At 70.5% G+C, this 23961-nt stretch carries 22 protein-coding genes; 10 read left to right on the top strand and 12 right to left on the bottom strand.

All coding sequences use genetic code 11. The features are described from left to right. Positions 1 to 41 precede the first annotated feature (41 nt). From egtA to egtD, 4 genes are read left to right on the top strand one after another with little or no spacing between them, the layout of a single operon-like run. A complete protein-coding gene (gene egtA / locus E5671_RS40005; RefSeq protein ID WP_160509115.1) occupies positions 42 to 1394 on the top strand; it encodes an ergothioneine biosynthesis glutamate--cysteine ligase EgtA in 1353 nt (450 codons plus the stop codon). Next, complete coding sequence (gene egtB / locus E5671_RS40000) at positions 1391 to 2719, top strand: ergothioneine biosynthesis protein EgtB (protein ID WP_160509114.1); 1329 nt, start codon at positions 1391 to 1393, stop codon at positions 2717 to 2719. Before egtA ends, egtB begins: the two co-directional genes overlap by 4 nt. Further along, positions 2719 to 3474, top strand: coding sequence for an ergothioneine biosynthesis protein EgtC (egtC, locus tag E5671_RS39995; protein ID WP_160509113.1), 756 nt, complete (start codon positions 2719 to 2721; stop codon positions 3472 to 3474). Before egtB ends, egtC begins: the two co-directional genes overlap by 1 nt. Beyond that, positions 3471 to 4433, top strand: coding sequence for an L-histidine N(alpha)-methyltransferase (gene egtD, locus E5671_RS39990; RefSeq protein WP_160509112.1), 963 nt, complete (start codon positions 3471 to 3473; stop codon positions 4431 to 4433). Before egtC ends, egtD begins: the two co-directional genes overlap by 4 nt. Before the next feature lie 26 nt (positions 4434 to 4459). On the opposite strand, the gene E5671_RS39985 is transcribed toward egtD, so the two are convergent. Beyond that, positions 4460 to 5713 (bottom strand): extracellular solute-binding protein, encoded by a 1254-nt coding sequence (locus E5671_RS39985; protein ID WP_160510721.1) that lies wholly within the window; start codon positions 5711 to 5713, stop codon positions 4460 to 4462. Positions 5714 to 5984: 271 nt separating this feature from the next. On the opposite strand from E5671_RS39985, the gene E5671_RS39980 reads away from it, so the two are divergent. After that, positions 5985 to 6206, top strand: coding sequence for a dodecin (locus E5671_RS39980; protein WP_160509111.1), 222 nt, complete (start codon positions 5985 to 5987; stop codon positions 6204 to 6206). Between the two features lie 4 nt (positions 6207 to 6210). Here E5671_RS39980 and E5671_RS39975 read toward each other — a convergent pair whose 3' ends face one another. From E5671_RS39975 to E5671_RS39960, 4 genes are read right to left on the bottom strand one after another with little or no spacing between them, the layout of a single operon-like run. Then, positions 6211 to 6699, bottom strand: coding sequence for a phosphatase domain-containing protein (locus E5671_RS39975; protein ID WP_160509110.1), 489 nt, complete (start codon positions 6697 to 6699; stop codon positions 6211 to 6213). A 47-nt stretch (positions 6700 to 6746) separates the two neighbouring features. Next, positions 6747 to 8207 (bottom strand): helix-turn-helix domain-containing protein, encoded by a 1461-nt coding sequence (locus tag E5671_RS39970; RefSeq protein WP_160509109.1) that lies wholly within the window; start codon positions 8205 to 8207, stop codon positions 6747 to 6749. Beyond that, on the bottom strand, positions 8204 to 9001 hold the full coding sequence (locus E5671_RS39965; protein ID WP_160509108.1) for an SAM-dependent methyltransferase: 798 nt from the start codon (positions 8999 to 9001) through the stop codon (positions 8204 to 8206). Before E5671_RS39965 ends, E5671_RS39970 begins: the two co-directional genes overlap by 4 nt. Then, complete coding sequence (locus E5671_RS39960; protein WP_160509107.1) at positions 8998 to 9843, bottom strand: Scr1 family TA system antitoxin-like transcriptional regulator; 846 nt, start codon at positions 9841 to 9843, stop codon at positions 8998 to 9000. The genes E5671_RS39965 and E5671_RS39960 overlap by 4 nt, the downstream gene beginning before the upstream one ends. A gap of 394 nt (positions 9844 to 10237) precedes the next feature. On the opposite strand from E5671_RS39960, the gene E5671_RS39955 reads away from it, so the two are divergent. From E5671_RS39955 to E5671_RS39940, 4 genes are all read left to right on the top strand, one after another. Next, positions 10238 to 10447 carry a winged helix-turn-helix transcriptional regulator gene (locus tag E5671_RS39955; RefSeq protein WP_160509106.1) on the top strand — a complete coding sequence of 70 codons (210 nt, stop codon included), beginning with the start codon at positions 10238 to 10240 and terminating at the stop codon, positions 10445 to 10447. A 115-nt stretch (positions 10448 to 10562) separates the two neighbouring features. After that, positions 10563 to 11564: an MsnO8 family LLM class oxidoreductase gene (locus E5671_RS39950; RefSeq protein WP_160509105.1), complete on the top strand. Its 1002-nt coding sequence runs from the start codon at positions 10563 to 10565 to the stop codon at positions 11562 to 11564. A gap of 39 nt (positions 11565 to 11603) precedes the next feature. Next, positions 11604 to 13949, top strand: coding sequence for an ATP-binding cassette domain-containing protein (locus tag E5671_RS39945; RefSeq protein WP_160509104.1), 2346 nt, complete (start codon positions 11604 to 11606; stop codon positions 13947 to 13949). A 213-nt stretch (positions 13950 to 14162) separates the two neighbouring features. Beyond that, positions 14163 to 15047, top strand: a complete 885-nt coding sequence (locus E5671_RS39940; RefSeq protein ID WP_160509103.1) for a glycoside hydrolase family 16 protein — start codon at positions 14163 to 14165, stop codon at positions 15045 to 15047. A 10-nt stretch (positions 15048 to 15057) separates the two neighbouring features. On the opposite strand, the gene E5671_RS39935 is transcribed toward E5671_RS39940, so the two are convergent. The 3 genes from E5671_RS39935 to E5671_RS39925 form a co-directional block, all read right to left on the bottom strand. Further along, the gene (locus E5671_RS39935) at positions 15058 to 16590 is read right to left on the bottom strand and encodes an FGGY-family carbohydrate kinase (protein WP_443032762.1); all 1533 of its coding nucleotides are present in this window, start codon (positions 16588 to 16590) and stop codon (positions 15058 to 15060) included. Positions 16591 to 16592: 2 nt separating this feature from the next. Further along, the gene (locus tag E5671_RS39930; protein ID WP_160509101.1) at positions 16593 to 17387 is read right to left on the bottom strand and encodes an SDR family NAD(P)-dependent oxidoreductase; all 795 of its coding nucleotides are present in this window, start codon (positions 17385 to 17387) and stop codon (positions 16593 to 16595) included. A 78-nt stretch (positions 17388 to 17465) separates the two neighbouring features. Next, positions 17466 to 18416, bottom strand: a complete 951-nt coding sequence (locus tag E5671_RS39925) for a GlxA family transcriptional regulator (protein WP_336605985.1) — start codon at positions 18414 to 18416, stop codon at positions 17466 to 17468. A 113-nt stretch (positions 18417 to 18529) separates the two neighbouring features. Between E5671_RS39925 and E5671_RS39920 the strand changes: the two genes are divergently transcribed. Continuing rightward, complete coding sequence (locus E5671_RS39920; RefSeq protein ID WP_160509100.1) at positions 18530 to 18961, top strand: Rid family hydrolase; 432 nt, start codon at positions 18530 to 18532, stop codon at positions 18959 to 18961. A 50-nt stretch (positions 18962 to 19011) separates the two neighbouring features. On the opposite strand, the gene E5671_RS39915 is transcribed toward E5671_RS39920, so the two are convergent. From E5671_RS39915 to E5671_RS39900, 4 genes are all read right to left on the bottom strand, one after another. Continuing rightward, positions 19012 to 19428 (bottom strand): SRPBCC family protein, encoded by a 417-nt coding sequence (locus E5671_RS39915; protein WP_160509099.1) that lies wholly within the window; start codon positions 19426 to 19428, stop codon positions 19012 to 19014. 228 nt (positions 19429 to 19656) lie between these two features. Then, entirely contained in the window at positions 19657 to 21168 is a 1512-nt protein-coding gene (locus tag E5671_RS39910) for an acyl-CoA synthetase (RefSeq protein WP_160509098.1), read from the bottom strand. A gap of 88 nt (positions 21169 to 21256) precedes the next feature. Next, positions 21257 to 22003, bottom strand: coding sequence for a succinate dehydrogenase/fumarate reductase iron-sulfur subunit (locus tag E5671_RS39905; protein WP_160509097.1), 747 nt, complete (start codon positions 22001 to 22003; stop codon positions 21257 to 21259). Next, positions 22000 to 23958: a fumarate reductase/succinate dehydrogenase flavoprotein subunit gene (locus tag E5671_RS39900; protein ID WP_160509096.1), complete on the bottom strand. Its 1959-nt coding sequence runs from the start codon at positions 23956 to 23958 to the stop codon at positions 22000 to 22002. The genes E5671_RS39905 and E5671_RS39900 overlap by 4 nt, the downstream gene beginning before the upstream one ends. Between the last annotated feature and the right edge of the window lie 3 nt (positions 23959 to 23961).

Here is a 23961-nt window from a genome sequence, read left to right as displayed (position 1 = left end):
AACCGCTGGACCAGGCAGAACTTGAACAGGAGGACCCCTGCATGCCCGAGGGCGACTGTACGACGTACCGCGCGAAGTACGGCACCGCGGTATCCGAGTCCGAAGCGGAGGCGCTGGTCACCGGCATCTGCTTCAAGACCGGACCACCCCGCGTCACCGGTGTCGAACTGGAATGGCTGATCCACGAGCCGAACCAACTTCATCTGCCCGTGTCCCCCGCCCGCCTCGAAGCGGCCTACGCCGCACTGCGGGCCCTGCCCCTGCACTCTCTGATCACCGTCGAACCAGGCGGCCAGCTGGAGCTCAGCTCGCTCCCCGCCGCCTCGCTCATGGAGTGCGTATCCGCCGTATCGGCCGATCTCTCCCTCGTACGTGATCGACTTGCCACCCTGGATCTGACGCTCACCGGTCTCGGTGCCGATCCGTGGCGCCCGCCTTCCCGCATCCTGCACCGGCCGCGCTATGACGCGATGGAGCGCTATCTCGACCGCACGGGCCCGGCCGGCCGCCGCATGATGTGCTCCACGGCATCCGTGCAGATCTGCCTGGACGCGGGGCACGAGGAGCCGGGTCCGCTCGGCTACGGACGGCGCTGGCGGCTCGCGCATCTCCTTGGCCCCGTACTGGTCGCGGCGTTCGCCAACTCGCCGGTCCAGGACGGGCGTTCCACCGGCTGGCGCTCCACGCGGCAGGCCGTGTGGGCGTCGATCGATCCGGGCACGTCCGGCGCCCCTTCGATGGACGCGGAGCCACGCGCGGCCTGGACGCGGCACGCGCTGGACGCACCGGTGATGTTCATCAGAGACCTCACAGGCGAGGGCGGCGATGACGACGGTCAGGACGGGCCCTGGACCGTCCCGGAGGGGCTCACCTTCCGCACCTGGGCCCGCTCGGGCGGGCCGCGCCCGCCGACCCGCGACGATCTCGACTACCACCTGACCACCCTCTTCCCGCCCGTACGCCCGCGCGGCCACCTGGAGCTGCGGATGGTCGACGCCCAGCCGGGCCACAGCGGCTGGATCGTGCCGCTCGCGGTGACGAGCGCGCTGTTCGACGACCCGCAGGCCGCCGAGACCGCCTACCGCACCGTGAAGCCCCTGGCCGAGCGCGCATGCCCGCCGGGCGCCCCCGCGGCGCCGCGCAGCCCGCTGTGGCTGGACGCGGCGCGGCACGGGCTCGCCGACGCGGAGCTGCGCGAGGCCGCGACCGCGTGTTTCGCGGCGGCTGCCGACGCGCTGCCCCGGATGGGCGCGAGCGCCGAGGTGCGGGAAGCCGTCGCCGCGTACGCCGAGCGGTATGTCGCGCGGGGCCGCTGCCCGGCGGACGACCTGCTCGACAGACACCTGGACGGCCACCACTACGACCACGAGCACGAGAAGGGCATCCTCCGATGACCGGAACCGTCAGCGACCCCGATGCGCTCCGGCAGCGCGCCCTGGCCGCGCTCCTCGCCGCCAGGGACCGCACCTCGCTCCTCACCACGTGCGTCGAGGAACCGGAACTGACCGCACAGCACTCGCCGTTGATGTCGCCACTGGTCTGGGACCTGGCGCACATCGGCAACCAGGAGGAGATGTGGCTGCTGCGGGCGGTGGCGGGCCGTGACGCCATGCGACCCGAGATCGACGGCCTGTACGACGCCTTCGAGCACCCCCGGTCCGAGCGGCCGAGCCTGCCGCTGCTCGCGCCCGCCGAGGCCCGCCGCTACGCGGCCGAGGTGCGCGGACGCGCGCTCGACGTCCTGGAGAGCACGCCCTTCCGCGGGTCGCCGCTGACCGACGCGGGCTTCGCGTTCGGCATGATCGCGCAGCATGAACAGCAGCACGACGAGACGATGCTGATCACCCATCAGCTGCGCACGGGCCCCACGGCGCTGACGGCGCCGGACCCCGCTCCCGCGCCGCCGTTCAAGGGCCCTGCCGAAGTCCTCGTGCCGGGCGGCCCGTTCACGATGGGCACCTCCACCGAGCCCTGGGCGCTGGACAACGAACGTCCGGCCCACCACCGTCTGGTCCCGCCGTTCTTCATCGACACGACGCCGGTGACCAACGCCGACTACCAGCGCTTCATCGCCGACGGCGGCTATGAGGAGCAGCGGTGGTGGGCCCCCGCGGGCTGGGACATGGTCCGCGGCAACGGCCTCTCGGCGCCGCTGTTCTGGCGCCGAGAGGGCGGCCAGTGGCTGCGCCGCCACTTCGGGACGGTCGAGGCGGTACCGCCCGACGAGCCGGTGCTGCACGTCAGTTGGTACGAGGCTGACGCGTACGCCCGGTGGGCGGGCCGACGGCTGCCCAGTGAGGAGGAGTGGGAGAAGGCCACCCGGCACGACCCGGCGACCGACCGCTCGATGCGCTACCCGTGGGGCGACGCGGATCCCACACCCGAGCGCGCGAACCTGGGGCAGCGCCATCTCCGCCCGGCCCCCGCAGGCAGCTATCCGGCCGGTGAATCGCCGCTCGGGGTACGCCAGTTGATCGGCGACGTGTGGGAGTGGACGTCGAGCGACTTCCTGCCCTATCCGGGGTTCGCCCCCTTCCCGTACCGCGAGTACTCGGACGTCTTCTTCGGTGGCGACTACAAGGTGCTGCGCGGCGGGGCGTTCTCCGTGGACGAGGTGGCGTGCCGTGGCACGTTCCGCAACTGGGACCATCCGATCCGGCGGCAGATCTTCTCCGGGTTCCGCACCGTGCGCGACGCGGGTCCGACGGAGGCCGTCTGATGTGCCGTCACCTGGCGTTCCTGGGCCCCGAGGAGCCCCTCGGCAAGCTCCTCGTGGACCCCTTGCACAGCCTGCTGCGCCAGTCATGGGCGCCACGGCACCAGCGTTACGGCACCGTCAACGCCGATGGCTTCGGGGTGGGCTGGTACGCCGACGGCGACCCGGTGCCCGCGCGCTACCGCCGCTCCGGGCCGATCTGGGGCGACCAGTCCTTCGCCGACCTCGCCCGGGTCGTCCGGTCCGGTGCCGTGCTCGCCGCGGTGCGCGACGCGACCGAGGCGGGCGCGGACGGTGAGGCCGCGGCGGCGCCGTTCGCGGCCGGGACCTGGCTGTTCAGCCACAACGGCGCGGTCACGGGCTGGCCCCACTCGCTGGCCCAGGTGTCCCGCCTCCTGCCGCCCGCGGACCTCCTCTCCATGGAGGCGCGCTGCGACTCCGCGCTGGTGTGGGCGCTCGTCCTGCACCGGCTGCGCAGCGGCGACGACGAGGGCCAGGCCCTCGCCGACACCGTGGTCGAGGTCGCCGAGGCGGCCCCCGGCTCACGCCTCAACCTGCTGCTCACCAACGGCGAGACGATCGCCGCGACCGCCTGGGGCGACACCCTCTGGTATCTCTCCGAACCGGGCCGCCGCACCGTCGTGGCCTCCGAGCCCTACGACGACGATCCGCACTGGCGCCAGGTGCCCGACCGCACGCTGCTCGCCGCCAGCCGTACCGATGTCCTGCTGACCCCGCTCAAGGAGCCCACCGCGTGAGCCCGTTCCAGCTGACCCGCACCCTGCCCGTGGACGCCACCGACGCCGCGCTGCGCGCCGACGTCCTGCACGGCCTCACGCGCATGCCCAAGACGCTGCCGCCCAAGTGGTTCTACGACGCGCGGGGCAGCGCGCTCTTCGACGAGATCACCACGCTGCCCGAGTACTACCCGACGCGCGCCGAGCGCGAGATCCTGCAGACCCGCGCCACGGAGATCGCCGAGGCGACGGGCGCGCGCACCCTGATCGAGCTGGGCTCGGGCTCTTCGGAGAAGACCCGCCACCTGATCGACGCGCTCGCGGACCTGCACACGTACGTCCCCGTGGACGTGAGCGAGAGCGCGCTCACCGGCGCCGCGAACACCCTGATCGCCTCGCGCCCCTCCCTCAACGTGCACGCCCTGATCGCCGACTTCACCCGCGGTCTCGCCCTGCCGGGCACACCGGGCCCGCGGCTCGTCGCCTTCCTGGGCGGCACGATCGGCAACCTGCTGCCCGCGGAGCGCTCGGCGTTCCTGGCGTCGGTGCGCACCCTGCTCTCTCCCGGTGACGCGCTGCTGCTCGGCACGGACCTGGTGAAGGAGGAGTCGGTGCTCGTCTCGGCGTACGACGACGGGTCGGGCGTCACGGCCTCCTTCAACAAGAACGTCATGGCCGTGATCAACCGCGAGCTCGGCGCGGACTTCGACCCCGACGCGTTCTCGCACGTGGCCGTCTGGGACCGCGAGAACGAGTGGATCGAGATGCGCCTGCGCTCCCTGGTGACCCAGACGGTGAAGATCCCGGCCCTCGACCTGGCGGTCGACTTCGACCGGCACGAGGAGATGCGCACCGAGATCTCGGCGAAGTTCCGGGAGGAGGGAGTACGGGCCGAGCTGGCTGCGGCCGACCTGAAGCTGACCCACTGGTGGACGGACGAGAGGGCACGTTTTGCGCTGTCGCTGAGTGTGGCGGGGTAGGGCCCGGCCCAGGGGGCCTGTGACCCTCACGGCCCGCTGACGTCCAGCTCCCGGGTGATCCGGCGCGAGGCCGCCTTCGCCTCCGTCGCCGGGTCACCCCCGGTGAGGACCTTGGACATGTACGCCTTGATGGGGTTGTCCGCCTCCACCGCCGCCCACTTCGGTGAGGCGGGTGTCGCCCGGCCACGCGCGGCGCCCGCGGCCATCGCGGCGACACCCTCCTCGCCGGAGACGGCGGAGGCGAGAGTCGTCTTGTTCGGCACGTAGTTCATGGTCCGGGCCAGGTCCGTCTGCCACTTTTTGCCCGCGAGTGCCTCGATCACGGCGACCGCGCCCGCGCGGTCCTCCGTCTTCCCGCGCACCACGAGGTCGGATCCGCCGGTGAAGACGGCTCCCGGCTTGGCCGCCGCCTTGCCCGGGATCGGGAAGTAGCCGAGTTTTCCCTTCAGTTCGGGGTTCTCCTCCTCGATGGCCCGCGCGGTGCCGGGCACGGCGACGATCTGCGCCACGTCCCCCTCGGCGAACACCCCGGCCTGCGGCGGATGCTCCTCGTCCGCGTCGCGGGGGCCCTGGCCCAACGCCTGCAGCTGCCGGTAGAACTCCATGCCCCGCAGCGCCGCCGGCGTGTGCAGGCTGCCCTCCCACACGCCTCGCGACCCCTTGGCCTCCTTGGCGAGGTCGCCGCCCTCGTCCCAGATGAAGCCGGCCAGGGTGTACCAGTCCTGGCCCGCCAGATAAATCCCCTGCCGGCCGCCGGAGTTGAGCCGTTGCGTGTCGGCGATCCACTGCGCGCGCGTCTTCGGCGGCTGCTCGATGCCTGCCTGGGCGAAGAGGTCCTTGTTGTAGATGACGACGCGGTTGGCGGCGTACCAAGGGATGCCGTACTGGCTGCCGTTGTAGCGCCCCGGCTCGGCCAGGCCCGGCAGCCAGTCCTTCATGCCGAGGTCGCGCGCGGACTCCAGGGTGAGGTCGTAGAGCCCGCCCTCGTCGACGTACTGAGCGACCTGGGTGTTGCCGACCTCGATGACGTCGGGCCCGTCATCGGACTTGAGCGCGGCCTTGACCTTGCCGCCGATGCCGGTCCATTCCTGGAGGCGTATCTCCAGGTCGATGTCGCCGTTCCGCTTCTCGAAGTCCGTGGTGAACCGCTTGATGAACTCCGCCGACGCGCTGCCCCGCATGAGCCACACGGTGACGGTCCGCTTCTCCTCTTCCCCGCCCGGCAGGACGCCGCATCCGGGGAGCAGCGCGGTGACGGCGAGGGCGAGGGACAGGGACATGGCGACGCGGCGGCGCGGTTTCACGTGGGTCACTTTCTGCCTGCGGACAGGGAGGGGCGGCCCGACGCGGGGGGTGAGCTGGCGGCTCGAACGGGTATGGCTGGATTTTGGTCTGTACCAATGGGTCGGTCAAGGGGGTAACGGGCACCGGAATCGGAGATTGCCGGGCGCCCCTCGCTCACCACCTCGCGCACCGCCGCGCGGTGGGGCACGGTGGAGTGACGTCACCCCACAGCTGTGAGGTCACCACACGGCGGAGAGGAACACCCTCATGTCCGACCACACCTATCGGGTCACCGAGATCGTCGGCACCTCGCACGAGGGAGTCGACCAGGCCATCCGCAACGGCATCGCCCGCGCCTCGCAGACGTTGCGCTCGCTGGACTGGTTCGAGGTCACCCAGGTGCGCGGCCACATCGAGAACGGCGAGATCGAGCACTACCAGGTGGGCCTGAAGGTCGGGTTCCGCCTTGAGGACGGCGACAGCGCCTGACCTCTCACGTCCGCCCTTCACGCTCCTGAGCGTCCTTCAGCGCGGTGGACGTGCTCACCCAGCGCGCCCGTACGACCTTGAAGCCCGCCCGCTCGGCCTCGTCGCACACCAGCTCGTCGTCGTCCACCAGCATGCGGACCTCGCGGGACCGGGAGATCTTCCGCAGGATCTCCAGCTTGGTGCGGCGGGCGGGCCGCCGGTCGTCGTTGCGGCGCATCCAGATGCGCCCGTCCGGAAGCCCTTGGGCCGCAAGCCACGCCACGGTGTCCTTGCGGCAGCGCTCGGGCCTGCCCGTGAGGTAGACGACCTCGCACTCCCCGGCGCTCTCCAGGGCGAGTGCCACGCCACGCTCCAGCGGCGGGTCGTCCGGGGCCGCCGCGAAGAAGGCCGCCCAGTCCCGCGGCTTGCGCTCCAGGAAGCACTGGCGGTGCGCGGTGTCCGCGAGGGTGTTGTCCAGGTCGAATACGGCGAGTGGCCTGCTGTCGTCCGTCACGCGCCCAGCGTAGGCAATCCCCGTGGCGGCCCACCCGGGGCCCTGAACTATCGCCGCGGCCCCCGATAGGTTCTGCCCCCGCGGCGTGGCAGCGCGGTGGCGGCGTCGCCAGGAGGCGCGATGGTTTCGGCGGCCAGGTGCAACTCCGCCCTGACGGTCGCGGACGACAGGTCCAGGCCCAGGATCTCTTCGCACTTGGTCAGCCAGGCGGTGAGGGTGGTCCGGTGCAGTCCCAGCTCGGCGGCGGCGGGAGCGGTCCTGCCGCGCTGCCTGAGCCAGCACCCGAGTGCGGTGCGCAGTCGCGTGTCCAACGGCGCGAGCAGGGCGGACGCCCAGCGCTCGGCCTGACCGGAGCCGAGCAGGTCAGGGGGCAGCGGCGAGGCGGGAAGGCGTACGTACGAGGGTGTCGGCTGCGGTGTTGCCGGGGCACGCAGGGCCAGCAGCAGTTGCGCCTGGACGGTGGGGTTGTCGAGGTCGGCCGCGAGCAGAGCGCTGACGCCGCGCAGGCGTGAGCGGACCGTGCCCTCGGACACGTCCAGGGCCGGCGCCGCCGCCTGGGCCGAGCCCGACCGCAGCCAGGCCTCCAGCGTCCGGCGCTGCTCACGGTCCAAGGTCTTGAGGACGGCCGCGGACCATGCCGCGAGCCGGTCGCTGGGCAGGACCCGGAGCAGCCCGTGCGCCCCGAGGCCGGCCGGGGGCACGAGGCGTCCGGCGGGCGCGCTCTGCCGCACGGCTCCGGCCTCGGCCCACGCCGTGGGGAGCATGTCCAGGGGCGCGGGGTCCGCCGCGCCTCCGGCCAGCTGGTAGCGCTCGGCGATCCGGGCCAGGAGTGCGACCGTGGCGCTCTGGTCGTAGCGGGCGCCATGGAGGTCGACCACCGCCAGTTCCTTCGCGTCCAGACTGACCAGCATGCGGGTGTCGCCGAGGGACGCGCCGGGCCGCGCCGCTCGCCACAGGGCCTGGTGGGCGGTGGGTGCGTTGCTCCCGGTGAGCCGGTACACCGTGGCGTGCGTGGCGGGGCTGCCTCCGAGCACGTCGGCCGCCAGACGGTGCCGGCCGCTCAGGAGCAGGTGCAGCGCGGCGCTGTGCAGCCGCTGCTCGGCGCCTCGCGTCTCGTCCGCCTGCCGGGCCCGCACCAGCAGCAGGTCCGCGGTGATCTGCGCGATCAGGACGGCGTGCGGTGCGGGCGTCGCTTCGCCATGGCCCAGGACGAGGACGGTGTCGGCCACCTGCTGGACGGTCAGGTGCGGATGGGCCCGGGGGTGCGCGGCGGCGCGCACCGCCGCGGGCCCGGCGGTGTGCGGGTGGCTGTGGACGGCACCGGTCACGGGGTTCACCAGCACGGCCCAGCCGTCGGCCAGGGTGGCGGCCTCGGCGATCAGCTCGGCGCCGGAGCGGCCCGCCGCATGCGTGAGCCGTCGCGCCACCCTGTAGGGGGTGTCCTCGGCGGGAGAGGCGGGCGCGGGCCGCGCGCGGTCCTGCGCGCGGCCCGCACTGCTCTCCGTCACGGAATCCGTGCGACGGCGCCCCAGCCCGCCCGCTCGGTGGTGCGGTCCGTATTGGCGTCGGGCCGCCAGTTGGGCCAGGAGACGAAGCCGGGCTCGACGAGTTCAAGGCCCTCGAAGAACGCGATCGTCACCTCCGGCTCGCGGAAGATGTAGGGAATCGCGCCGGAGTTGTTGTATTCCTCCTGGACCTTGCGGTGTTCCTCGTCCGACGCGGTGGAGTGGCTCAGGGCCAGATGGCTCCCCGAGGGAAGTTTCTCCACCAGGCGGCGCACGAGAGAAAGGGCGTCGTCCCAGTCGACGATGTGGCCAAGGACGTCGTTGATCACCAGGGCGACGGGCTGGGTCATGTCCAGCGTCTCGGCAGCGCCCCGCAGGACCGCGTCCGTGTCGCGCATGTCCGCGAGCACATAGGCGGTGGCGCCCTCAGGGGTACTCGTACGCATCGCGTGCACATGCAGCAGGACGAGCGGGTCGTGGTCCACGTAGACCACCCGGGATTCCGGGGCGATGCGCTGGGCGACCTCATGGGTGTTGTTGGCAGTCGGTAATCCGGCGCCCAGGTCGAGGAACTGCCGGATCTTGGCGTCCCGTGCCAGATGGCTGACGGTGCGCCGCAGGAAGTCCCGTGACTCACGGGCGAATTGCTCGATCAAGGGGTACTTGTCGCGGTAGGCGTCGCCGGCCTGCTGATCTGCGGGGAAGTTGTCCTTGCCGCCCAGCCAGTAGTTCCAGACACGCGCGCTGTGCGCGACGGATGTGTCTATCTCCGGGGGCAGTTTCGTCGGTTCGGTCACGCCAGTTCCTCTTTCGACTTGTGGGGGTGGGGCGCGGCGGTGCAGGAGTAGTCAAGGAGCATGAGGTGGGCCGTCACGGTCTCGTGCGCGTCCCAGACGTCGGCCGTGCCGGGCAGGCCCCCCTCCCGGACCACATGGTCGGAGATCTCCGGCACCTCGACGCGGTACACGGTCAGCGGGGCCTTGCCCGTCAGGGCGTGCGCCGGCCCGTCAAGGGGGTGGATCTGCAAGGTCACCTCGGGTCGCTCCGCGGCGGATCCGAGCGATTTCTTCTGCCCGGCCATGACCTCCGCGCCCCCTACCCGCGTATGGAGAGCGGCGGCCGACATCAGGGCCCAGACGCGTGTCTGCTGCGCACGCAACCGGCCTTGACGCTCCATCAGGAACTCCGTCCGGCGGTCCTTGTCCGCGGGGGACAGGTCAGGGCGCAGGACGTCGTCGACGGCACGGGAGTAGTCCGGGGTGCGCAGCAGGGCGGGGACGAGCGCCGGGTGCCAGGTGCGGATGATGCTGGCCGCTGATTCCACGCTCATCAGGTCCAGCTGCCAGGCATCCATGACGGCACGCCACGGATGCCACCACCCGGGGCGGTTGGCGGCCGAAAGCTTCCCGAGGAATTCCTCGGTCTCCGCCGCACCTGCCCCGTACACCGACAGGAGCGTGGAGACCTGACCGGCGTCCAGAGATGTCTGGGCCTGCTCGATACGGCGGACGGTCGCCGGATGGGCGCCGAGAGCCTCGGCGGCCTGCTGGAAACTCAGCCCGGCCGATTCACGCAGAGTTTTCAGCCGGGTGGCGAGAACCAGGTGCGCGACGGTCCGGCCGGATCGTTCGCGAGCCACAAACACCTCCCCTCTTCCGGCACTTACCGCAACTTGTGGGCAGTGCACACTGTGCATCTTGCAATCGCTGCGCACAACCCTTTGTATGTCCCTATTCCATATGGCGAAAGACCCGGACCGGGCCGAGCGAAGGAATGATCAACTATCCGTGAGAGCACGTAAGTTGAAATCAAAAACAAGCCGCCCGGTCCATGCGGGAATGCCACCGACCGGCGGGCGATACCTCCAGCGAATCCACGACTTTTTCCACTTATTGAACGGTGAATGGCATTGGGATGTCCTGGTGGCCCTGAATGACGGACCACTGCGGTACACAGAACTGTTGAATACGGTTCGCGCGCAGACCCCCGTCAGCAACTGGCCCGGAAATGCGCACCATTACCTCCAGGAAGGCATGCTGAGCCGGACTCTGCAGCGCCTCGCCCAGGGAGAACTCATCGAACGCGAGCGGACGACGGGCTTCCCGTACGCCACGACGTACCGCCTCGCCCCGCCGGCCCGAGAGCTCCTGACCGCCTTGGTGCCGGCCGCCGAGTGGACAGAGACGCATTCCGCCCTCGTGGCCCGGGTGCAGGGGCTGCGACAGAGGCTGCCCGAGGAGTAGCAGGCTCCGGCCTTCGCGGCGACCGAAATCACTTTGCCCGCCGCCCGCACGTGACGGATCATGGAGAGCACAGAGGAGATCAGAACGCGATCCCCACCCGGCGAAGGGATCTCGCGTGGAAGCGACCCGGTTCTCCGTCCTCGACCGCTCCCGCACCCGCGAGGGGCACGAAGGACCCGAGGCCCTGCGCGACACCGTGCGCCTGGCCCAGGAGCTCGAAGGACTCGGATACCACCGTCTGTGGGTGTCGGAACACCACGCGGTGCCTGGCGTCGCGGGCTCCGCGCCGACCGTCCTCGCCGCCGCCGTGGCCGCCGCGACGCGCACGATCCGGGTCGGCACGGGCGGCGTGATGCTGCCGAACCACCAACCCCTGGTCGTCGCCGAGCAGTTCGGGGTTCTCGAAGCTCTCTTCCCCGGGCGCATCGACATGGGGCTCGGGCGCTCGGTGGGGTTCACCGACGGGGTGCGCAAGGCCCTCGGCCGGGACAAGCACGACGCCGACGACTTCGCGACGCAGCTCACCGAGCTCCTCGGCTGGTTCCGCGGCACGTCGGAGACCGGAGCGCACGCCCGTCCCTCCGAAGGCATGACCGTCCCGCCGTTCGTCCTGGCCATCGGCGAGGGCGCCACCATCGCGGCGCGGGCCGGGCTCCCGATGGTCATCGGCGACATCAAGAGCCGCGAGAAGATGCTCCGCGGCATCGAGCACTACCGCACGTCCTTCCGGCCCTCCGTCTGGTCGAGTGAGCCGTACGTGGTCGTCTCGGGCACGATCGCCGTCGCCGAGACGCCCGAGGAGGCCCGCCGCCTGCTGATACCGGAAGCCTGGTCGATGGCGTACTCCCGGACCCACGGCACGTTCCCGCCCCTGCCCCCGGCCGAGCGCATCGAGTCACCGGAGATGCGGATGACCGAGAAGGAGCGCGGCTTCTACGAATCGGGGCTCGCCGGTCACATCCACGGCACGGAGGAGCAGGTGGCCGACGATCTTGAGACGCTGATCAAGGAGAGCGGCGCCCAGGAAGTGCTGGTCACGACCAGTACGTACGATCGTGAGGGCCTGCTCGACTCCTTCCGGCGCCTGGCCCGGGTCGCGGGTCTGGCCGGGACCTAGAATCGTGGGGTTTGCCCCCGAGCCGCGTACGGAGTCCCCATGCACAGCCCCCACGATCCGTTCGTACGCGTCCGGGGTGCCCGCGAGCACAACCTCCGGAACGTCGACGTGGACATCCCGCGTGACGTCCTCGCGGTCTTCACCGGGGTATCGGGCTCGGGGAAGTCGTCGCTCGCCTTCGGGACGGTCTACGCGGAGGCTCAGCGCCGCTACTTCGAGTCCGTCGCCCCGTACGCCAGACGGCTGATCCACCAGGTGGGGGCGCCCAAGGTCGGGGAGATCACCGGCCTTCCCCCTGCGGTCTCGCTCCAGCAGCGCCGCTCGGCGCCCACGTCGCGCTCCTCGGTTGGCACCGTCACGAACCTCTCCAACTCCCTGCGCATGCTCTTCTCCCGCGCCGGCACCTACCCCGAGGGCGCCGAGCGGCTCGACTCGGACGCCTTCTCGCCGAACACGGCCGCCGGAGCCTGCCCGGAGTGCCACGGCCTCGGCCGCGTACACCGCACGACCGAAGAGCTCCTGGTCCCCGATCCCTCCCTCTCCATCCGCGAGGGCGCCATCGCGGCCTGGCCCGGCGCCTGGCAGGGCAAGAACCTCCGCGACGTGCTCGACGCCCTGGGCCACGACGTCGACAGGCCCTGGCGCGAGCTGCCGCAGGCGGACCGGGACTGGATCCTGTTCACGGACGAGCAGCCGGTGGTGACGGTGCACCCGGTGCGGGACGCGGGCCGCATCCAACGCCCGTACCAGGGCACGTACATGAGCGCACGGCGCTATGTGATGAAGACGTTCTCGGACTCCAAGAGCCAGACCCTGCGTACCAAGGCCGAGCGGTTCCTGGCGAGCGCCGACTGCCCGGCGTGCGGCGGCAGCAGGCTGCGCCCGGAGGCGATGGCGGTCACCTTCGCGGGCCGTACGATCGCCGATCTCGCCGCGCTGCCCCTGTCGGAGCTCGCCAAGTCCCTGGAGAGCGCGGCGGGTTCGGAGGCGGCCCAAGTCCTTGCCGCCGACCTCCTTGCCCGCATCGCCACGATCACCGAGCTCGGTCTCGGCTATCTGAGCCCGGACCGCGCCACGCCGACCCTGTCCACCGGCGAGCTCCAACGGCTGCGTCTGGCAACCCAGTTGCGCTCCGGTCTCTTCGGAGTCGTGTACGTCCTGGACGAACCGTCGGCCGGTCTGCACCCGGCGGACACGGAGTCCCTGCTCACCGTCCTCGACCGGCTCAAGGCATCGGGGAACTCGGTCTTCGTCGTGGAGCACCATCTCGATGTCATGCGCCACGCCGACTGGCTCGTCGACGTGGGGCCGGAGGCGGGTGAGCACGGTGGGCAGGTGCTGCACAGCGGCCCGGTGGCAGACCTGGAGGGCATCGCCGAGTCCGCTACGGCCCGGTTCCTCTTCGACCGAGAGCCCGCTCCCGCACGCGAGGTGCGCGGCCCGCGCGGCTGGCTGAAGGTCGGCCCCGTCAGCCGGCACAACCTGCGCGACGTGACGGCCGAGTTCCCGCTCGGCGCCTTCTCCGCGGTCACCGGCGTCTCCGGTTCCGGCAAGTCCACGCTCATCGGCGAGGTCACCGAGGACCTTGAGGGCGTGGGGCGTCTGGTGTGCGTCGACCAGAAGCCGATCGGCCGCACGCCCCGCTCGAACCTGGCCACCTACACAGGCCTCTTCGACGTCGTACGGAAGGCCTTCGCGGCCACGGACGCGGCACGGACACGCGGTTACGGGGTGGGGCGCTTCTCGTTCAACGTCGCGGGCGGGCGGTGCGAGACCTGCCAGGGCGAGGGTTTCGTGAGCGTGGAGCTGCTCTTCCTGCCCAGTACGTACGCGCCCTGCCCCGACTGCGGAGGCGCGCGCTACAACCCCGAGACCCTCGAAGTGACGTACCAGGGGCGGAACATCGCCGAGGTGCTCGACCTGACGGTGGAGACGGCGGCGGAGTTCTTCGCGGACACCCCGGCCGTGGCCCGCAGCCTGCGGACCCTGCTCGACGTGGGCCTCGGCTATCTGCGCCTGGGGCAGCCCGCGACGGAGCTGTCGGGCGGCGAGGCCCAACGCATCAAGCTGGCCAGCGAGTTGCAGCGGGTCCGGCGCGGGCACACGCTCTACCTCCTGGACGAGCCGACGACCGGACTCCACCCGGCCGACGTGGAGGTCCTGATGCGCCAGCTGCACGGCCTGGTCGATGCGGGCCACTCGGTGGTGGTCGTCGAGCACGACATGGCGGTGGTGGCAGGGGCTGACTGGGTGGTCGACCTGGGTCCGGGCGGCGGCGACGAGGGCGGTCGTGTGGTCGCTTCGGGGCCGCCCGGGGTGGTGGCGGAGGCCGGGGGCAGCCGGACGGCGCCGTATCTGGCGCGGGCGGTCGGCGGGGGCCGCTGAGGTTGGTACACACCAACTCCTTGACGGCATACGGGAGCCTGCCTTAAATCAAGTACTGAACAAAGCGGTCGGGGTTGATCGCTCGCCGCGTTCAGTTCTCGATGCCTGGTTGTCATGCGCATGCCCCTGATTGTCATGCGCATGCCCTGAGGCTCCGCCCCCCCAGCACCTCGCACCCCCCACCCTCTCGCCACCCCCACGTGAAGCGATGTGATGACAGTGCACACCTCTTGGCGCCGCCGTGCGGCGCTCTCCACGGTCGCCCTGGCCTGCTGCGCCTCGGCCCTGGCCGGACTGCCTTCCGGAGCGTCGGCGGCCCCCTCCCCCGCCAAAACCCCCTCAAAGTCCGCCGCCGCGGCCGCCACCTTCACCGACGACTTCAACGGGCCCGCGGGCTCGGCGGTCGACGGCGGCAAGTGGCAGATCGAGACCGGCGACAACGTCAACAACCACGAGCGGCAGTACTACACCTCGGGCAACAACAACGCCGCCCTCGACGGCCAGGGCAACCTGGTCATCACCGCCCGCAAGGAGAACCCCGGCAACTACCAGTGCTGGTACGGACGTTGCGAGTACACCTCCGCCCGCCTGAACACCGCGGGCAAGTTCACCCAGACGTACGGCCACGTCGAGGCCCGGATGAAGGTGCCGCGGGGACAGGGCATGTGGCCCGCGTTCTGGATGCTCGGCGCCGACATCGGCAGCGTGGGCTGGCCCCAGAGCGGCGAGATCGACGTCATGGAGAACGTCGGCTTCGAACCGAGCACGGTCCACGGCACCCTGCACGGCCCCGGCTACTCGGGCTCGGGCGGGATCGGCGCCGGCTACACCCTGCCCGGCGGCGAGGCGTTCGCGGACAAGTTCCACACCTTCGCGGTGGACTGGTCACCGAACAAGGTCACGTGGTCCGTGGACGGCAACGTCTACCAGACCCGCACCCCGGCCGACCTCGGCGGCAAGCAGTGGGTCTTCGACAAGCCCTTCTTCCTCATCCTCAATCTCGCGGTCGGCGGCTACTGGCCGGGCGACCCGGACGGCAGCACGACCTTCCCGCAACAGCTCGTCGTCGACTACGTCCGCGTGAGGACCAACAGCTAGGCGGCACGCGTCAGTTGAGGCGCGCCAGCACGTGCGCGGCCTCGCGGGTCGCCGGATACAGGTCCAGATAGAGCCCGTAGAGCCGGTCGTAGACGGCCGAGGTGGTGGCGTCCGGCGCGACCACCTCGACCGTCGGGTTCCAGTGCGCGATGTCGCCGGGCTCGGCGAGCCCGGCCCCGACCGCCGCCAGGAACGCGTCGCCGTACGCGGCGCCGATGGTGTGACGCGGCAGGCGCTGCTCGCGTCCGGTCACGTCGGAGACGATCCGGGTCCACAGCGCACGGGCGCCGCCGCCGACCGCGACCAGGCGTTCGGCGGTGGCGCCCGCATCGGCCATGGCGGCGAGATTGTGCCGCACGCCGTACGCGGTGGCCTCAAGCGCGGCCCGGTAGAGGTGGCCGCGGCCGTGCCGCAGCGTCAGGCCGTGGACGAGGCCCCGCGCGTCGGGGTCGAAGAGCGGGGTGCGCTCCCCCGCGAAGTACGGCAGCATCAGCAGCCCCTCGGCGCCGGGCGGCAACTCACCCGCTTCCGCCGTCAGTTGCTCGTACGAAGTCCCGGTGAGGTCACGCAGCCACCCGGTGACCGCGCCCGACGTCGCCATTCCGGCCGCCAGGCAGTACGTGCCCGGGAACGCGCCCGCCGTACCCCACAGGTGCGGGCTGGTCAGCGGCTCCGGCAGGATGCCCACCAGGAACATCGTCGTGCCGTACATGAGCATGAGGTCACCCGGGGCGGCGACGCCGACGCCGGCCGCCTCCGCCCAGGCGTCGACCGTGCCGGCGACGACGGGAGTGCCCGCGGGGAGGCCGGTGAGGGCCTCGGCCTCCGGGGTCACGGCGCCGACGACGTCGGAGGGCCAGACCAGCTCGGGCCACTGAAGGCCCGGGGCGATCTCCTCGCAGCGGTCATCCATCCAGGCGCGGGCGGCCAGGTCGTACAGCGGTGTGCATTGGCTCGCGGACTGGTGGTCGAGGACGTAACGGCCGGTGAGTCGGTGCACGAGGTACGAACTCGCCATGTACCAGCGGCGGGTGCTGCGGTAGGCCGCCGGTTCGTGGCGGCGGAGCCAGGCGAGCTTGGGGCCGATCGCCTGGCTGGTCAGAGGCGAACCGCAGCGGCGGATGATGTCGTCGGGCCCGTAGCGCTCGTTCTGCTCGGCGATCTCGGCGACGGCCCGGGTGTCGACGCCGTACAGGATGGCCGGGCGGACCGGCGTGCCCTTCTCGTCGACGGGGAGCAGGCAGGGGCCGATGCCGCTGACGCCGACCCCGGCGAGCGATTCACCGGCGGGCAGCTCGGCCAGCAACTCCCGTGTCAGCGCTCGGAATTCGGCCCACCACACGCCGTCCGCGTCGTGCTCGAACCAGCCGGGGCGCGGGGTGGACGTCGCGTGCTCGCGCTGCGCATGGGCGACGAGCGTCCCGTCGGGGCGGACGAGGACACCCTTGGAGGAAGACGTCCCGATGTCGACGCCGAGCAGAAGACCGGTACGGGGCGCGGTGGCGGAGGTCATGGCTACGGAAGTCGCGGTGGATGAGGTCATGACTACGGGACGATCGCGTCCACGTAGCCGCCGTCGACGCGGATCGCGCCGCCCGTCGTGGCCGAGGCCAGCGGGGAGCTGAGATAGACCACCATGTGCGCGATCTCCTCCGGCTCGATGAGCCGCTGGATCAGGGACTGCGGGCGGTGCTTGACCATGAACTCCCGCTGCGCCTCGTCCCAGGGCAGGGCGGAGTCGACCAGCTCGTACACGAAGTCCTCCACACCGCCTGTGTGCGTGGGGCCCGCGATCACGGAGTTGACGGTCACGCCCGATCCGGCGGCCTCCTTCGCGAAGCCCCGGGAGACCGCGAGAAGCGCCGTCTTCGACGTGCCGTAGTGGATCATCTCGGCGGGGATGACGAGCGCCGAGTCGCTGGCGATGTTCTGGATCCGCCCCCAGGAGCGGTCCTTCATCCCGGGCAGATAGTGCCGGATCATGCGGACGGCGGTCAGTACGTTCACCTCGAAGTAGCGGCGCCATTCGTCGTCGCTGATGTCGAGTGCCTGCTCCGCGCCGAAAATGCCCAGGTTGTTGATGAGGATGTCCACCTCGGGTACGGCCTCGAAGACCTGCGCGGCGCCCTCGTCGGTGGAGATGTCACCGGGGGCCGGGAGGAACTCGGCGGCGCCGTGCTCCCCCTTCAGCCGTCCGACGGCCTTGTCGACGGACGCGGCGGACCGTCCGTTGACAGCCACCCGGGCTCCCGCCTTGGCCAGGCCGACCGCGATGGCCGCCCCGATCCCCTGGGTCGATCCGGTGACGAGGGCGGTCTTGCCGGAGAGATCGACGAGCATGCTGCGTACCTCCTGCTGCGGTGCGACTGGGTGGGCCATCGGGGCGTGGCCCGGCCTTGTCCCCCAAGGTTCAGTAGATCACCCGGCGGCTGGGCCATGCAGCTTCCGGTAGGCGGTCGGGGTCACTCCCACCTCTCTGCGGAAGAGGGTCCGGAAGTTCGCGGCCGAGCCGAAACCCGTCGCTCCGGCGATTTTCTCGACGGACCAGTCGGAGGCCTCAAGGAGCCGGCGCGCGCCGAGAATCCGCTGCAGGGTGACCCACTGCATCGGCGGCATCCCCGTCTCACGCGCGAAACGCCGGATCAGCGTCCTGCGCGACAGGAGGCTGTGATCGGCCAGCTTCTGTACGGTGATCGACGAGCCGATGTTCTCCATCACCCATTCCTGTGTCGCCCGCAGGCTGTCGCGAGGAGGCGCGGGCGCCTCTGCGTACTGGGGGGCGTTCGCGTACTGGGGCGTGTTCGCGTACTGGGGCGCGTTCGCGCCACGGACGGAAGAGAAGACGACTTCCTTCGCCACGCCATCCGCGACCGTGACGCCGAAATCGCTCTGGACGACATGGAGACACGCGTCAATCGCCGCACCCCCGCCCGCCGACGTCAGAATGGGCCCGTCCTCGACGAACAGCCGGTTCTCGACGACGTCGACGCGAGGATAGGCCAGGCGGAGTTCATCGGTATGGCGCCAGTGCGTCGTGGCCGACCTGCCGTCCAGGATGCCGCCGGCCGCGAGCGCGAACACACCTGTGCAGACGGCCACGACACGCGCGCCCCGGTCGACCGCGCTCCGCAGCGCTCCGAGGTAGTCCTCCGGGACCGGGAGGTGCGGATCCTCGTAACCCGGGACCACGACGACATCGGCGTGCTCCACGGCGGCGAGCGACGACGATCCGTCGCCCGCATCCCCACATATCAAGACGCGATATCCCAGATGCCGTCCGAAGACATGCTCGGGGATGCTGACGTCCAGCGCGTAGAAACGCGGCATCGCCAGGACCGCGACAACTGTCTCGCCCTCTGCGGATCGCACTTGTGCCCCCTCATACCTTCGCTCACCCGGTGCCCGGCCCTGGCACGATCCTTGCCGTAAGTGGCACAGCCGAGCCTGGCCCGCCCCTGAACAGGCCCCATACCGTCAACACCATGAGCAGCGCACAGCAAGTCGAACGTTTCGGAGTCCCGTGGGAAGAGACTTACGGGTACGTGCAGGCGGTCAAACGCGGCGACACCATCTACCTCTCCGGCCAAGTGGCCCACAGCGGGACGGAGGTCGTGGCACCCGCTCCGATCAATGATGCCGGACGGGTCACGGACTTCTCCCTCATGGGCGAGCAGCTGCGCCAGTGCTATGCCAACGCGGCGGAACTCCTTCGTCGTTTCGGCGCATCGCTGGACGACGTCGTCGAAGAGGTCATCTACGCACTCGATGTCGACGCGGCCGACGCCGCGGCGGGGCCGGTGCGCAAGGCCGCCTACGGCCGGCCGGACCCCCAGGTGGCGAGCACCATGATCGGCACCTCCCGGCTGGCCTTCCCCGAACTCCTGGTCGAGGTCAAGTTCGTCGCCCGGGTCTGACGGCGGCCGCGAGGGCTCCGGGGCGAGGCAGCCCCGGCGCCCTCGGATCCTCAAGCGGCGAGGGTCTGCTTCAGGGCGGCGAGACCGCCGCTGAAGATGCCGTGGAACAGCGCGACGACCTCGTCGTCGCCGACTCCCACCGGCGTGAAGACGCCCGACCACTCCACGCGGGACGCGTCCTGTCCGGGCACCTCGTGCACCGTGAGGGTCGCCACGTAGTCGGTGGCGGGGAAGGGGGCCTTCAGGATCGAGTAGCTGTAGGTGCGCGCCTTGTCGTCGAAGGTCAGGAGGCGCTCGATGATGACCCCGCCGTCCTCGCTCGTCAGGCTGCGCACACGGCCGCCCTCGCTGGATTCGCTGGAGGGGATGTACGGAAGCCAGTCGGGCAGCGAGTCGAAGCCGCCGATGAGCTGCCAGACGCGGTCGGCCGGTACGGGGAGCTCGATGGACGCGGAGGTGGAAGCCACGGTTTCTCCTTGAGGCTTGAGGCTTGTCACTTGAGGAATGTATGGGTTCACGGGCAGGGGTGGTTGGCAGGTCAGGCAGTCGGCACCGGCGCGTCCCCGGCGATCAGCTTCTCCGCGCGCAGGTCCGCCCAGAACGCGGCAGGTGCCGGCCACCCGCGAGGAGGAAGGCGTCGGCGTCACGCAGCCGTGCTCGAAGAGGCCGCCCTTCTCGCCACCCGCCCCTTCGCGTCATTCCCAGTACGACCTTCGCAGCGAGGACTTGGCCAGCTTCCCGGTGGGCGTGCGGGGCAGCGTGTCCGTGAAGTCCACGGAGCGCGGCGCCTTGTAGTGGGCGATGCGCTCCCGCACGAACGCGACCAGCTCACGCTCCAGTTCGGGCCCGGCGGTCACTCCGTCGGCCGGGCGCACCACCGCCTTGACGACCTCACCCATCTCCGGGTCAGGCACCCCGATCACCGCGACGTCCGCGACCGCCGGATGCAGCACGAGACAGTCCTCGGCCTCCTGCGGATAGACGTTCACGCCACCCGAGATGATCATGAATGCCTTGCGGTCGGTGAGGAAGAGATAGCCGTCCTCGTCGACGTGCCCGATGTCCCCCGTGGTGGTCCAGTTGGGGTGCTCGGGATGCTGAGCCTCGCGGGTGCGGACCTCGTCGCCGTGGTAGCGGAAGGGCAGTTCCTCGCGCTCGAAGTAGACGGTGCCGGTCTCGCCGCTCGGCAGCAGTTCGCCCGCCTCGTCACAGATCCGCAGCTCCCCGAGGAGTCCGTCCTTGCCGACAGACCCGGGTTTGCGCAGCCATTCCTCGGGCGAGATGAACGTGATGCCGTTGCCCTCCGTCGACGAGTAGTACTCGTACAGGATCGGCCCCCACCACTCCAGCATCCGCCGCTTGACCTCGACGGCGCAGGGCGCGGCGGCGTGGATGGCGGTCTTCATCGACGACAGGTCGTAGCGCTCGCGCACCTCGGCGGGCAGCTTCAGCATCCGTACGAACATGGTCGGCACCCACTGGCTGTGCGTCACCCGGTGGCGTTCGACGGCGGCCAGTGCGCCTTCCGCGTCGAAGGCGTCCATGAGGACGACCGTGCCGCCGAGCGCGGTGACGACTCCGCAGAAGCGCAGTGGAGCCGCGTGATAGATCGGGGCGGGCGAGAGGTAGACGGTGTCCTCGCCGAAGCCGTACATCGCCTGGAAGATCAGTACGTAGGCACTCGGCTCCCCGCGCACGTCGCCCTCGGGGAGCGCGGGCTTGATGCCCTTGGGGCGGCCCGTGGTGCCGGAGGAGTAGAGCATGTCGGTGCCGCGCGGCTGGTGGGCGGGCGGCTGCGCGGACGCGGACTCCAGGGCCTTCTCGTACGTTCCGTCGTCGAGGCCGATCTTGATCGGCGGACCGCCCGCCAACTCCGTTACCGCCGCGCCGAGTTCGGTGAGCGAGCCGGAGACGATCAGCGCTTTCGCACCGCAGTCACGGACGATGTACGCGGCCTCGTCCGTCGTGAGGTGGTGATTGACGGCGGTGAGATAGAGGCCCGAGCGCAGCGCCGCCCAGTAGACCTCCAGAGCGCGCGGGTCGTTGTCGCAGAGGAGGGCGAAGTGGTCGCCCCGACACAAGCCCGCGGCCCGCAGATGATCCGCGAGCCGCAGGGAGCGTTCTTCGAGTTGTCCGTAGGTGAGGGTCCGTGTGCCGTCGGCGGTGACGACGGCCGTCCTGGCGGGGTCGTACGCTCCCGGATGCATGCGCAGACGGTACGCGCCCCGCAGGGGCGCGGGGAACTGCGCGACCAGCCACAACCGACCCGCAGATCCCAACGGCCCCGCACAGTACCTAGCGGCTCACCTTCCTCGTGGCCCGCAGCCATTCCTTGTTCATGGCGGAGATGGAAGGCAACGGGATCCCCTTGGGGCAGGCAGAGGCGCAGGCGCCAGTGAGCGTGCAGCCGCCGAAGCCCTCCTCGTCCATCTGCGCGACCATGTCCAGGACACGCGTCTCGCGCTCGGGAGCACCCTGCGGCAGGACGCCCAGGTGGTTGACCTTGGCCGAAGTGAACAGCATCGCCGAGCCGTTCGGGCAGGCGGCGACGCACGCGCCGCAGCCGATGCACTCCGCGTGCTCGAACGCGAAGTCCGCGTCCGGCTTCGGCACGGGTGCCGCGTGCGCCTCGGGGGCGGCGCCCGTCGGGGCGCTGATGTAGCCGCCGGACTGGATGATCCGGTCGAAGGACGAGCGGTCCACCACCAGGTCCTTGACGACCGGGAAGGCGGCGGCGCGCCACGGCTCGATGTCGATCGTGTCGCCGTCCTTGAAGGACCGCATGTGCAGCTGACAGGTGGTGGTGCGCTCGGGCCCGTGCGCGTCGCCGTTGATGACGAGCGAGCACGCGCCGCAGATGCCCTCGCGGCAGTCGTGGTCGAAGGCGACCGGGTCGTCGCCCTTGACGATGAGCTCTTCGTTGAGGGTGTCCAGCATCTCCAGGAAGGACATGTCGGACGAGATGCCGTCCACCTCGTAGGTGGACATGGCGCCTTCGGCATCGGCGTTCTGCTGGCGCCAGACGCGCAGGGTGAGCTTCATGCGTAGCTCCGCTGAGTGGGGTGGACGTACTCGAAGACGAGGTCTTCCTTATGAAGGGTGGGAGCCTCACCCGTGGCCGTGAACTCCCAGACGGCGGCGTACGAGAACTTCTCGTCCACGCGCGCCGCTTCGCCGTCCGGCGTCTGCGACTCCTCGCGGAAGTGGCCGCCGCAGGACTCGGCGCGGTGCAGGGCGTCGAGGCACATCAGCTCGGCGAGTTCCAGGTAGTCGACGATGCGGTTCGCCTTCTCCAGGGACTGGTTGAACTCCTCGCCGGTGCCCGGCACCTTGATCCGGCGCCAGAACTCCTCGCGAATCTGCGGGATGCGCTCCAACGCCTTGCGCAGACCCGTCTCCGTACGGGCCATGCCGCAGAACTCCCACATCAGCTCGCCGAGTTCGCGGTGGAAGGAGTCGGGGGTGCGGTCGCCGTCGACGGCCAGCAGCCGGGTGATACGGTCCGCTGTCTCGTCCAACACCTCGCGTACGACGGGGTGTTCGTCGGAGATCTCGTCGTGGTGCGGGTTGCGGGCGAGGTAGTCGTTGATCGTGGACGGCAGCACGAAGTAGCCGTCGGCGAGGCCCTGCATCAGGGCCGAAGCGCCGAGCCGGTTCGCTCCGTGGTCGGAGAAGTTGGCCTCGCCGACCGCGAACAGGCCCGGGATGGTGGTCTGCAGGTCGTAGTCGACCCAGAGTCCGCCCATCGTGTAATGCACGGCGGGGTAGATCCGCATCGGCGTCTTGTACGGGTCCTCGTCGGTGATCCGCGCGTACATGTCGAAGAGGTTGCCGTACTTGGCCTCGACCGCCTTCCTGCCCATGCGCTTGATGGCGTCGGCGAAGTCGAGGTAGACGCCCTGGCCGCCGGGGCCGACCCCGCGGCCCTCGTCGCATACGTTCTTCGCGGCGCGCGAGGCGATGTCGCGGGGCACGAGGTTGCCGAAGGAGGGGTAGATGCGCTCCAGGTAGTAGTCGCGCTCATCCTCGGGGATCTTGTTCGCCGGGCGGTCGTCGCCCTGGGCCTTGGGAACCCAGATCCGGCCGTCGTTGCGCAGCGACTCACTCATCAGCGTCAGCTTCGACTGGTGGTCACCGGTGCGCGGAATGCACGTCGGGTGGATCTGCGTGAAGCAGGGGTTGGCGAAGTAGGCGCCGCGCCGGTGCGCGCGCCATACGGCAGTGGCGTTGGAGTTCATGGCGTTCGTCGACAGGTAGAAGACGTTGCCGTAGCCGCCGGACGCGAGGACCACCGCGTCGGCGAAGTAGGTCTCGATCTTGCCCGTGATCAGGTCGCGGGCGACGATGCCACGGGCCCGCCCGTCCACGACGATGACGTCGAGCATCTCCGTGCGCGGGTGCATCTCGACGTTCCCGGCAGCGATCTGCCGCGAGAGCGCCTGGTACGCGCCGAGGAGCAGCTGCTGCCCCGTCTGGCCGCGCGCGTAGAACGTACGCGAGACCTGCACACCGCCGAAGGAGCGGGTGTCGAGCAGTCCGCCGTACTCGCGCGCGAACGGAACGCCCTGTGCGACGCACTGGTCGATGATCTCCACCGAGATCTGCGCGAGGCGGTGGACGTTGGACTCGCGGGCGCGGAAGTCGCCGCCCTTGACGGTGTCGTAGAAGAGCCGGTGGACGGAGTCGCCGTCGTTGCGGTAGTTCTTCGCGGCGTTGATGCCGCCCTGCGCGGCGATCGAGTGGGCGCGGCGCGGTGAGTCCTGGTAGCAGAACTGCACGACGTGGTAGCCCTGTTCGGCGAGCGTGGCGCCCGCCGAGCCGCCGGCGAGACCGGTACCGACGACGATCACGGTGTGCTTGCGGCGGTTCGCGGGGTTGACCAGCTTGGCCTCGAAGCGGCGGGTGTCCCAGCGCTCGGCGACGGGCCCTGCCGGGGCCTTGGTGTCGACGACCGGCTCCCCGGTCGCGTAATCGGCGTACTCACGAGAGGAATTCATCTG

This window comes from Streptomyces sp. BA2 (assembly GCF_009769735.1).
Taxonomy (GTDB): Bacteria; Actinomycetota; Actinomycetes; order Streptomycetales; family Streptomycetaceae; genus Streptomyces.
This window is presented reverse-complemented; position numbering and strand designations above follow the sequence as displayed.

What these genes read in the sequence shown, in the direction of transcription:
- E5671_RS39905 (WP_160509097.1), bottom strand. Translation starts at nt 22,003, where the DNA reads ATGAAGCTCACCCTGCGCGTCTGGCGCCAGCAGAACGCCGATGCCGAA.
- E5671_RS39940 (WP_160509103.1), top strand. Translation starts at nt 14,163, where the DNA reads ATGACAGTGCACACCTCTTGGCGCCGCCGTGCGGCGCTCTCCACGGTC.
- E5671_RS39980 (WP_160509111.1), top strand. Translation starts at nt 5,985, where the DNA reads ATGTCCGACCACACCTATCGGGTCACCGAGATCGTCGGCACCTCGCAC.
- egtB (WP_160509114.1), top strand. Translation starts at nt 1,391, where the DNA reads ATGACCGGAACCGTCAGCGACCCCGATGCGCTCCGGCAGCGCGCCCTG.
- E5671_RS39955 (WP_160509106.1), top strand. Translation starts at nt 10,238, where the DNA reads ATGCTGAGCCGGACTCTGCAGCGCCTCGCCCAGGGAGAACTCATCGAA.
- E5671_RS39930 (WP_160509101.1), bottom strand. Translation starts at nt 17,387, where the DNA reads ATGCTCGTCGATCTCTCCGGCAAGACCGCCCTCGTCACCGGATCGACC.
- egtA (WP_160509115.1), top strand. Translation starts at nt 42, where the DNA reads ATGCCCGAGGGCGACTGTACGACGTACCGCGCGAAGTACGGCACCGCG.
- E5671_RS39900 (WP_160509096.1), bottom strand. Translation starts at nt 23,958, where the DNA reads ATGAATTCCTCTCGTGAGTACGCCGATTACGCGACCGGGGAGCCGGTC.
- egtC (WP_160509113.1), top strand. Translation starts at nt 2,719, where the DNA reads ATGTGCCGTCACCTGGCGTTCCTGGGCCCCGAGGAGCCCCTCGGCAAG.
- E5671_RS39910 (WP_160509098.1), bottom strand. Translation starts at nt 21,168, where the DNA reads ATGCATCCGGGAGCGTACGACCCCGCCAGGACGGCCGTCGTCACCGCC.
- E5671_RS39985 (WP_160510721.1), bottom strand. Translation starts at nt 5,713, where the DNA reads ATGTCCCTGTCCCTCGCCCTCGCCGTCACCGCGCTGCTCCCCGGATGC.
- E5671_RS39935 (WP_443032762.1), bottom strand. Translation starts at nt 16,590, where the DNA reads ATGACCTCATCCACCGCGACTTCCGTAGCCATGACCTCCGCCACCGCG.
- E5671_RS39920 (WP_160509100.1), top strand. Translation starts at nt 18,530, where the DNA reads ATGAGCAGCGCACAGCAAGTCGAACGTTTCGGAGTCCCGTGGGAAGAG.
- E5671_RS39945 (WP_160509104.1), top strand. Translation starts at nt 11,604, where the DNA reads ATGCACAGCCCCCACGATCCGTTCGTACGCGTCCGGGGTGCCCGCGAG.